Here is an 8,572-nt window from a genome sequence, read left to right on the forward strand (position 1 = left end):
GGTGCACTGCGTCCTCGCGCCTTGCCTGGCGCGCCGATCACGGCACCTTCGGGCGCTTTCAACCGTCGGATCAAGGATAATTTCCGCCCTATGACTTCTGCCTCCACCCAAGGGCTTTCCACCGCCCCGCGTTACGCACGCGTGCTCTCGATCGCCGGCTCCGACAGCGGGGGCGGCGCGGGCATCCAGGCCGACCTCAAGACCTTTGCCGCGCTGGGCTGCTACGGCATGACCGCCATCACCGCCATCACGGCGCAGAACACGCGCGGCGTGATGGGCATCCACGGCATCCCGCCCGAGATGCTCAAGGCCCAGATCGACGCCGTGGTGCAGGACATCGGGGTGGACGCCGTGAAGATCGGCATGCTGCACTCGCCCGAGGTGGTGCGCGTGGTGGCCAACGCCATTCGCGAATACCGCCTGCCCCATGTGGTGCTCGACCCGGTGATGGTCGCCACCAGCGGCGACCGCCTGATCGCGCAGGAGACCGTGGGCGTGCTGGTGCAGGAACTGTTTCCGCTGGCGGAGGTGATCACGCCCAATCTCGACGAAGCGGGCTGGCTGCTGGGCCGCACGCTGGCGGGCCTCGACGACCTGGAGCAGGCCTCGCAGGATCTGCTGGGCCTGGGTGCGCGCGCGGCTCTGCTCAAGGGTGGCCACCTGCCCGGCGACTGGGTGGTGGATGTGCTGGCCACCGCGTCTGGCCAGGCCGGCCACCGCCTGCAGTCGGCCCGCATCGCCACGCACAATGGCCATGGCACGGGCTGCACGCTGTCGTCCGCCATCGCCGCGCACCTGGCCCTGGGGCTGCCGCTGCAGCAGGCAGTGGAAGGCGCCCGCGCCTACATCCTGGGCGCGATTGCCGCGGGGGCTCAGGTGGTCACCGGTGGCGGCCATGGCCCGCTGAACCATGGCTATGCGCCGGTGGCGCAGCGGGTGTTCTGATCAGAATTTGGGCCGTGTGGCCCAGGCCAGAACGAAGCTGAATACCAGCGCTGGAAGGGCGGAGCCCGCGCCCGGCAGCACCCGCGGCGCGACGTGGTACACCGCGATGCCCACGAGCCAGATAGCCACGGGCAGCCAGTTGACCTGGGGGGCGCGCTGCAGCAGTGCTGGGGCATTGGTTCCAAAGGCCAGGCGGCCGAGGATCACGCCGAACAGGGGCACGAACACCGAGCTGAGCAGCAGCAGGAAGGGCTCCAGGCTGTGCATGGGCAGCACCAGCGCCAGCGCGGTGCAGCCTGCGGCCATCACCATGCCCCAGCGGCGCACGCCCCAGCGCGGCAGCAGGCTGTGAGCCGACACGGCGCCCGAATAGGCATCGCCGTAGGCGTTGTCCACCTCGTCGATCAGGATCAGCGACAGCGCGATCAGCCCGCCCTGGGCCAGCAGCAGGGCCTGCACCAGGTCCTTGCTCGGCAAGGTCAGGGCCACGAGCACGCCGAGCGTGTAGCACCACATGTTGGCCAGCGCATAGCCCAGCCAGGTGCCGCGCAGCGCGGCCCCACCATTGCGGCCGTGGCGGGCATAGTCGGCGACCAGCGGCAGCCACGAGATCGGCATGGCGATCACCAGGTCCAGCGCGGGCAGCACACCCATGCCGCCGGCACCAGGGCGGTTCCACAACTGCTCGAAGCCCTGGGCATGGGCCAGCGACAGGAACTGCCAGCTCAGCCACAGCAGCGACAGCACCACCAACGGCAGCGCCACGCGCGCGATCAGCTTGCGCACCAGCTGCACCATCGATGCACTGATCAGCAGCACCACCACGCTGCCCCACAGCAGCGTGGCCAGCACCGGCCACTGGCTGCCCGCCATGCTGCCCGACTGGCGGCCTATGGCGACCGTGGCCTCGCTCATCACCACCAGCTCGAACGTGCCCCAGCCCACGAGCTGCACGATGTTCAGGATGATGGGCAGGCTGGCAAAGGTGCGGCCATAGACCGCGTGCATCAGCCCGGCACTGGCCAGCCCGCTGTCGCAGCCGAGCTTGGCCACCCAGCCCAGCAGGCCGGCACCCACGATGGAGCCGGCGACGATGGCGATCAGCGCTTCTTTGGTGCCCAGGGCGGGCATGAGGTAGCTGCCCACCTGCATGACCAGCAGGCCCACGCCCAGGCTGAACCAGAGCGAGGCATGGTCATGCCATTGGAAGACGCGGTGCTCGGGGCTGACCGGGGCCAGTGCCTCGTTGGCAGGGGCGGCGGAAGTGGAAACGTGGGCTGACATGGCGGTTGGGCTCTCCGTTCAAAAAACGACAGAGCAGGGTCAGCAGCGTATCGGCTGGCCCCCAACGCGCAGGCCTCTCACATGGGCATGAGGGCAGGGCGCCAGGTGTGGCATATGCAAACTGCTTCCCTGCGCGAGGATGATCTCAATCAGGTTCAAAGGGACTCTCTCAGTCGGCCCTGCTTGCGCAGGCCGACACCCCTAGCGAATCACAATTCTATCGCTGGACTCCACCCGGAAGTAAAACGGCCCGCACGATGCGGGCCGCGAGGCGTAAGCAGTCCAACAAGGATGGCGGAATGCATCCGGGACGCGGTTACGTGGGTGGGGCATTCAGAATGATGCGATTCTGGGCAATGTCTTTTTCAATCTGATCGATGCGGGCATTGATGTCTATTAAATCCCGTTCGATATCGTCTGGTGGAGGGATCTTGAACGACTGATAGACCGCTATAGGACCGGCTGTGACTGCAAGCGCCCAGAAGAAATAATGGCCACCGTGGAGCTTTTCGCCGAACGCGAGGACAAGGAAGATGGGAAACAGGAAGATGCCAGCTACAAGGGAGAGAAAAAAAACCACGGTGCGATAGGCGCGGGCTTTCCCCGGCTTCTCGTCCGCTGAGTGGATCAACGCTGCCTTGTTCTCTTGGGCATCGGCGAGTTCCCGGTCCAGGCGCACCAGTGCCAGTTCTGCCGCTGTGCGGTCCGTGCCCTTCTGCACAGCCCGGATGGCTGTCTCCACCTTCCTCAGCCAGACGATGCCGCCAGAACGCTCCACGATCTGCTCGGTACCGCAGTAGCTGCATGCAAAGCGCTTCAGATTCTCTCCAATCTCAAGTGGTGCCGAGCAATTGGCGCAAGAAAGTTTCAGTAACGGCACTGGGGTCCTCGGGTTGATGAAGCAAATTTACCATTGGTGACCCCTCGCAAACGGCGAGGGTGGGCCAGTTGCATGACATTGGAAGGTCTCCGTTCTGTCACATGCCCTCCCTAGACTACCCGGCTTCACTCACGGGGAGAAAACCACAATGACAGTTCTTCGCAGCATCTGGACGCTGGGCGCGGTATGCGCCGCCACCGCACTGCTCGCCGCCTGTGGCGGCAGCGATGACAACAACAACGGCGAGCGCAGCGTCGGCTCGCTGCGCCTCATCGGCCAGCAGATCCTGCCGCGCCGCATGGAGTACCAGGGCACGGTGGTCGGCGGCATCTCGGGCATCGACTACGACGACAAGAGCAACCAGTTCATCCTGCTGTCGGACGACCGCACGACGACCGATTCGGCCAATGCGCCGCGCATGTACACCGTGCGCCTGAACTATGACACCAGCAGTTTCAGCGGCGTGCAGTTCCTGTCGACCTTCAGCATGAAGCAACCAGGCGGCGCGGTGTACCCCAAGGTGCCCGATCCGCTGGTGGCCGACCCCGAATCGGTGCGCATCGACCGCGCCACGGGCAACTACGTCTGGGTCAGCGAGGGCGACCGCACGCTGGCCTCGGGCACGAGCGCTGCGCGCATCATCGACCCGTTCATCCGCGAGGTGCGCCCCGACGGCACGCATGTGCGCGAGTACCAGATCCCCGCGATGTTCCGCATGTCGGCTGACAATACGGGTCCGCGTGGCAACCTGGCCTTCGAAGGCATCGCCTTCACGCCCGACAACAACCGCGCCGCCGTGCTGATGGAAGGCGCACTGCTGCAGGATGGCCCGGCATCGACCACCACGGCTGGCAGCGTCTCACGCATCACCATGTTCGACCGCAGCACCGGCGCCGCCGTGGCGCAGTATGCCTACCCCGTGGACAAGGTGCAGGCCGTGCCCGTGCCGGCAGACCAGTTTACGGTCAGCGGCGCCACCGAGATCCTGGCCCTGAGTTCCACGCGCTTTCTGGTGCTGGAGCGCAGCTTCTCGGTCGGTGTGGTGGGCAACCAAGCGCGCCTGTACGAGATCAATACCGCCAACGCCACCAATGTGCTGACCACGAATGCGCTGGCCGGCGCTGCCTACACGCCGGTGACCAAGCGCCTGGTGCTGGACTTTGAAACCCTGAAGGGCCAGTTGGGCGGCATTGCCAATCTGGAAGGCATCACCTTTGGCCCCAAGCTTGCCAACGGGCGCGACTCGCTCGTGGTGGTGGCCGACGACAACTTCCCCACGGCCGATTCGGGCACCGATCGCAACCAGTACCTGGTATTTGAAGTGCTTCCTTGATCCCGGTCAAAGCCGATTGCGATGTGAACGCATGGCGGGCCCGGAAGGCCCGCCATGCTGCCTATAATTGGCCACCATGTTCCGGAGCCTTGTCGCCGTCTTCCTCCTGCACTTTCTGCTGTGCGTGGGGATTTCCGTCGTCGGTTCCAGCAAACCCCTGCCGTCGTTCGAGCCGCAGAAGGACCTCGCGGCACTGAGCCAGTCCGCACCGGGGCACGACGCCCCCGGCGCCAATTCCGACGCCGACGACCATGCCCTGCTCGATGACCGGCAGGACTTTCCAGACCTGCTCCAGCCCAGGACGCTGGCCGATGCCGCAGCCGCGGCGACCGAAAGCCTGATCTCGCTCGCCCTGGTGCGCACGCCTTCCGTGGCCGTTGCGCCACCGCACAAGCCGCCAAGGGCTCCAGGCATCCTCGCCTGAGGATCGCTCATCCAGCCTACGGCCGGCTCCTCCTTCGGTGCATCCGAAGTGGTTTTTTCACTGCTTTGCCCCCTGGGCAGCCCCAAGCCGCGCGCACCTGGCTGTTGCGCAATCCCTTTGCCTTGAATCAAACGCCGCTGGCCCCTTGGCGCTGCCCGCACCGGAGCGCCATGGCCTATGGCCCCTGAAATCCACCATGGAAATCGCCCATACCCCCTGTCCAGGGCTTGACCTGTCCGGGACGCCATCGTGACCGAGTTCTCCTGGCTGATTGCTCCGAGGACGCGCGCAGTCTGGCCGCGCTGGCGGTTCGCCTTCGCAGCGGCTGCCATTGCCCTGGGTGCCGCCTGCATGGACGGCTACCCCAAGCAGGACGCACCGGTGTCGGACCCGTTTGGCATGACCCAGGCCCAGCGCCTGGCGCACATGAACACGCTGGGGTCCGAGGCCCACCCCGAGCGCCGCTGGAGCTACCGGCTGCTGCCCGGCTGTGTACTGCGCATCGATGTCGATGGCCCCGGCGGGCCCCAGGCGCCGCTGTCGATCCCCTTGCTCGGTTCGGTCGTGCAGGTCGCGGCCGACAGGGCCGACGGCACCTTCGACGTGGATGTGGCCAACGGCCGGGCGCCTGCGGCATCCGTGCTGGAGGCACTTGATTGGAGCCAGGCGGGCTGGATGCAGTTGCTGCTGCGGGTGGTGCAAAAGGGCTGCGCCGATGCCTGAAAGAAGAAGCTTGAACAAGAACAACGACCGGGTGCTCGCGAAACACCCCCAACCCCACTTTCGGAGTAGCCGCCATGCGCCTGACCACCCGTAGCAAATTTGCCGTCGTCGCCATCGTGGACCTGGCGTCCCGTTCCGTGGGCAGCCCGGTGGCGCTGTCCGCCCTGAGCGAGCGGTACGAAATTTCCGTGTCCTACCTGGAGGTGCTGTTCAGCGGCCTGCGCCAGGCGGGGCTGGTGGCCAGCACGCGGGGCCCTGGGGGTGGCTACACCCTGGCCCGGGGCGCGCGCGATATCTCGGTGGCCGACATCGTGCTGGCCTCCGAGGTCGGCAAGCCCGGCGGGGCCGGGCGGACGGCCGACGCCATGAGCAGCTCGCAAGGCGCCATGACGGCAGACCTCTGGGCCGCCTTCAACCACTCCGTGATGGAATACCTGGCCTCGGTGTCCGTGGCCGAACTGGTGAGCCAGCAGGCCCCTGTCGAGAGCCGTCCACCGGTGACGGTGATGGAGAAAATCAGCGCTGCCAAGCGGGCCAAGCCCCAGCCGCAGCTGCCCCGGGAGGGGGTGCCCAACTCTGTCTTTGCCTTGGGCGCTTCCCGGGCGCTCGAATAGACGCCGGTAGCGCTGCGGGCCCGGCAGACCCGCACGGGCAGGCGGCCTAGGCGGCCTAGGCGGCCTGCTTACTTGGCGGCGGCGCGTGCCGCTTCTGCCTTGGCCTTGGCCTCGTCGGCCTTGCGCTGCAGCTCCTTGGCTTCCTTCTCGGCGGCCTCGGCTTCCTTGGCCTTGGCATCCTTGTCTGCGCTCGACGGGCCTGCGATGGCGCTGCCCACCATGGCGCCAGCCACGCCGCCTACTGCGGCCGCGCCCAGGGTGGAGCCGATGCCGGGGCGTGCTGCGGGCGCCGCCGCTGCGGCAGGGGCCGCTGCAGCTGGGGCTGCGGTTGCTGCTGTCGGCGTGCTGGGCGTTGCGGGTGCCTTGGGCGCAACGGTCGCGGCCGGGGCTGCGGGCGCTGGCGCGGGGCGTGCCGCGGCAGGCTTGCTGCCGCCCATGCGCTTGGCGTGGGCGAGCGTGGGAACTGCCAGGGAGGCGATGGCCAGCGCGATGACGGCGGAGGTGGTGCGAAGCGATGCGTTCATGGGGAGTCCTGGTCCTTGGGGTGAAGGTGATGGAACATGCTACTGAACCAGCCCTTGGCCCTGCGCCACCAAAGGCATTGGCGGCGCATGGATACCCATCCGCGTTCGGCCCTCAACCCAGCTTGTGGACCATCTCCTCGATCTCCTGGCGGTCCAGCTCCCGGCGCTGCTCCAGGTGGTCGATGACCTGCGCGAGCAGCCGTGCCGTGCGCTCCGCAGTGGTCGAGTCCTGCTCGGTGAGCCGGTCGAAGACCAGCTGGTAGGTGTCCTTGTATGCGATGGCGCTCATGGTCGGCTCCAAGTGTCGTGGGCACATTCTGGGCGCGTGCAGCTGGGCACGCTGTAGGCCGAGGGGCGGTGTCGCTGTAGTGTGACCGCGCTAGTTCGCACGTTCCTGGCACGAAGAAAAAAGGGTGCCCCGGCTAGCCGGAAGCACCCAAGGGAGGGATTCAGAGAAAGGGACGGACGGAATGGCGGGCTTCAGCCGCTCACGCCCACGCGCAACCTGGCCACGTAGCCGCTGGCGTTGTCACCCGTCACCGTGGCGGTCTGCAGCGAGACACCGTCGCTGAACACGTTGTCGGTGGCGAACGAGATCTGCGAGAGGTTGCGCACGCTGGCGCTGTAGCCATCGGTGGTGTAGACCTGCTGGCACACGGCCGTGGGGAAGGCCATCTGCGAGGTGCGGATGGAATTGGAACCGCGCGTGGCGCTGGCCAGGTTGCGGTACACCTCGAAATGGATGTGCGGCATGCGGCCCGAATAGCAGCCCGGGAAGATGGACTGGAAGGTGGCCAACCCCGAGGCGCTGGTCTCCTGCACGCCGCGCAGGTAGTTTTCGTTGGTGACGCCGTTCGAATACATCGAATACAGGCCGTCGCGTGTGCAATGCCACAGGTAGATCGCATAGCCCGATAGCGTGGAGCAGCTTGACGCGGTGTTGACCAGTTCCAGCTCCACGCGCAGCGGGATGCCGGCCGCGATGCCCGTGGCGCCGCCGATGCTGGGGCGGATGTCGCTGCGCACGATGCCCGAGAGCGTGAGCGCATTGGCCACGCCCGACTGGTTGCTGTTGGTGCCATCGCCGGGGTAGGGGCCGGCCGTCTCCTGCGGGATGATGCTGCAGGTCTGGCTGGTGGCGCCGCCCGCGGCCAGGCTCACCCAGTGCGAGAGCGGGCCGAGGTTCAGGAAGGCGTAGCCGGTTTCGCGCCCATAGGCATACAGGTTGGAATCCTGCAGGCTCACGCCCAGATAATTGTCGGTGGTGGGGTAGAAGCGGAAGATGAAGTTGGCGTTGCTCTGCGCCACGACCGAGCTGGCCGGGAACCACTGCGGGTAGGTGGACTGGGCCCAGTTGAGCACGGTGCTGGTGTCGCTGGCCGTGTCGGCCATGCTGTTGCCCGAGAGCAGGGACAAGGGGGCCATGCTGCCCACGGCCAGCCAGCGCAGGGCGTTGCGGCGCGTGGCGGCCTGGCGGGTCAGGGTTTGGAGGTCGTGCTGGAGGCCGTGGTGGTGGGCGGTGGTGTCGTCGTGGTAGAGGGCGTTGTTGTTCATGGGCTTGCCTGCTGGTTCTGGTGGAAGAAGGAAATCATTCACTCATTCACCCGAACTGCGCTGCCTTGGACTGGCTGTCTGGGTGACTGTGTGCACAGTGTCTCGCCAGCCTGTAAGTTTTGTATATGTAGTTTGTGTCGTGGTTGAAATGAAGCGCTGTCGGTGCGTCGTGGGAATGGCTTGGTCGGTGGTTGGGCCTCGCCTGGTTTGAGGGCGGGAGCCGGGTCTCGGCCCGGCGGCCGAGGTACCTTTCTTTGCGTCGCCAAAGAAAGGTACCCCAAAGAAAGGCGA

General features: G+C 66.5%; 10 protein-coding genes and 1 riboswitch. Of the genes, 5 read left to right on the top strand and 5 right to left on the bottom strand.

Annotated features, from left to right (window positions below; translation table 11 throughout):
- Positions 1-90 precede the first annotated feature (90 nt).
- Complete coding sequence (gene thiD, locus AC07X5_RS15875) at positions 91-945, top strand: bifunctional hydroxymethylpyrimidine kinase/phosphomethylpyrimidine kinase (RefSeq protein ID WP_494770946.1); 855 nt, start codon at positions 91-93, stop codon at positions 943-945.
- On the opposite strand, the gene AC07X5_RS15880 is transcribed toward thiD, so the two are convergent.
- Both AC07X5_RS15880 and AC07X5_RS15885 read right to left on the bottom strand, forming a co-directional pair.
- On the bottom strand, positions 946-2,229 hold the full coding sequence (locus AC07X5_RS15880; RefSeq protein WP_494770947.1) for a purine-cytosine permease family protein: 1,284 nt from the start codon (positions 2,227-2,229) through the stop codon (positions 946-948).
- Positions 2,230-2,338: 109 nt separating this feature from the next.
- Positions 2,339-2,442: riboswitch (TPP riboswitch) on the bottom strand.
- Between the two features lie 103 nt (positions 2,443-2,545).
- Positions 2,546-3,109 carry a TFIIB-type zinc ribbon-containing protein gene (locus tag AC07X5_RS15885; protein ID WP_494770948.1) on the bottom strand — a complete coding sequence of 188 codons (564 nt, stop codon included), beginning with the start codon at positions 3,107-3,109 and terminating at the stop codon, positions 2,546-2,548.
- A gap of 148 nt (positions 3,110-3,257) precedes the next feature.
- On the opposite strand from AC07X5_RS15885, the gene AC07X5_RS15890 reads away from it, so the two are divergent.
- The 4 genes from AC07X5_RS15890 (at position 3,258) to AC07X5_RS15905 (ending at position 6,203) form a co-directional block, all read left to right on the top strand.
- Entirely contained in the window at positions 3,258-4,442 is a 1,185-nt protein-coding gene (locus AC07X5_RS15890; protein WP_494770949.1) for an esterase-like activity of phytase family protein, read from the top strand.
- Between the two features lie 76 nt (positions 4,443-4,518).
- Positions 4,519-4,866 (top strand): hypothetical protein, encoded by a 348-nt coding sequence (locus AC07X5_RS15895; protein ID WP_494770950.1) that lies wholly within the window; start codon positions 4,519-4,521, stop codon positions 4,864-4,866.
- A 249-nt stretch (positions 4,867-5,115) separates the two neighbouring features.
- On the top strand, positions 5,116-5,589 hold the full coding sequence (locus AC07X5_RS15900) for a hypothetical protein (protein ID WP_494770951.1): 474 nt from the start codon (positions 5,116-5,118) through the stop codon (positions 5,587-5,589).
- 74 nt (positions 5,590-5,663) lie between these two features.
- Positions 5,664-6,203 (top strand): Rrf2 family transcriptional regulator, encoded by a 540-nt coding sequence (locus AC07X5_RS15905; RefSeq protein WP_409961160.1) that lies wholly within the window; start codon positions 5,664-5,666, stop codon positions 6,201-6,203.
- Positions 6,204-6,271: 68 nt separating this feature from the next.
- On the opposite strand, the gene AC07X5_RS15910 is transcribed toward AC07X5_RS15905, so the two are convergent.
- The 3 genes from AC07X5_RS15910 to AC07X5_RS15920 form a co-directional block, all read right to left on the bottom strand.
- Positions 6,272-6,727 carry an ABC transporter substrate-binding protein gene (locus AC07X5_RS15910; protein ID WP_494770952.1) on the bottom strand — a complete coding sequence of 152 codons (456 nt, stop codon included), beginning with the start codon at positions 6,725-6,727 and terminating at the stop codon, positions 6,272-6,274.
- 112 nt (positions 6,728-6,839) lie between these two features.
- A complete protein-coding gene (locus AC07X5_RS15915; RefSeq protein WP_184860808.1) occupies positions 6,840-7,016 on the bottom strand; it encodes a hypothetical protein in 177 nt (58 codons plus the stop codon).
- A 191-nt stretch (positions 7,017-7,207) separates the two neighbouring features.
- Positions 7,208-8,281: a peptidase associated/transthyretin-like domain-containing protein gene (locus AC07X5_RS15920; RefSeq protein ID WP_494770953.1), complete on the bottom strand. Its 1,074-nt coding sequence runs from the start codon at positions 8,279-8,281 to the stop codon at positions 7,208-7,210.
- Positions 8,282-8,572: the final 291 nt, after the last annotated feature.

The organism is Acidovorax sp. GW458-11-26-14-TSB4 (assembly GCF_059423865.1).

Coding starts and splice junctions, on each gene's coding strand:
- thiD (WP_494770946.1), top strand. CDS start 91: ATGACTTCTGCCTCCACCCAAGGGCTTTCCACCGCCCCGCGTTACGCA.
- AC07X5_RS15880 (WP_494770947.1), bottom strand. CDS start 2,229: ATGTCAGCCCACGTTTCCACTTCCGCCGCCCCTGCCAACGAGGCACTG.
- AC07X5_RS15890 (WP_494770949.1), top strand. CDS start 3,258: ATGACAGTTCTTCGCAGCATCTGGACGCTGGGCGCGGTATGCGCCGCC.
- AC07X5_RS15895 (WP_494770950.1), top strand. CDS start 4,519: ATGTTCCGGAGCCTTGTCGCCGTCTTCCTCCTGCACTTTCTGCTGTGC.
- AC07X5_RS15905 (WP_409961160.1), top strand. CDS start 5,664: ATGCGCCTGACCACCCGTAGCAAATTTGCCGTCGTCGCCATCGTGGAC.
- AC07X5_RS15910 (WP_494770952.1), bottom strand. CDS start 6,727: ATGAACGCATCGCTTCGCACCACCTCCGCCGTCATCGCGCTGGCCATC.
- AC07X5_RS15915 (WP_184860808.1), bottom strand. CDS start 7,016: ATGAGCGCCATCGCATACAAGGACACCTACCAGCTGGTCTTCGACCGG.
- AC07X5_RS15920 (WP_494770953.1), bottom strand. CDS start 8,281: ATGAACAACAACGCCCTCTACCACGACGACACCACCGCCCACCACCAC.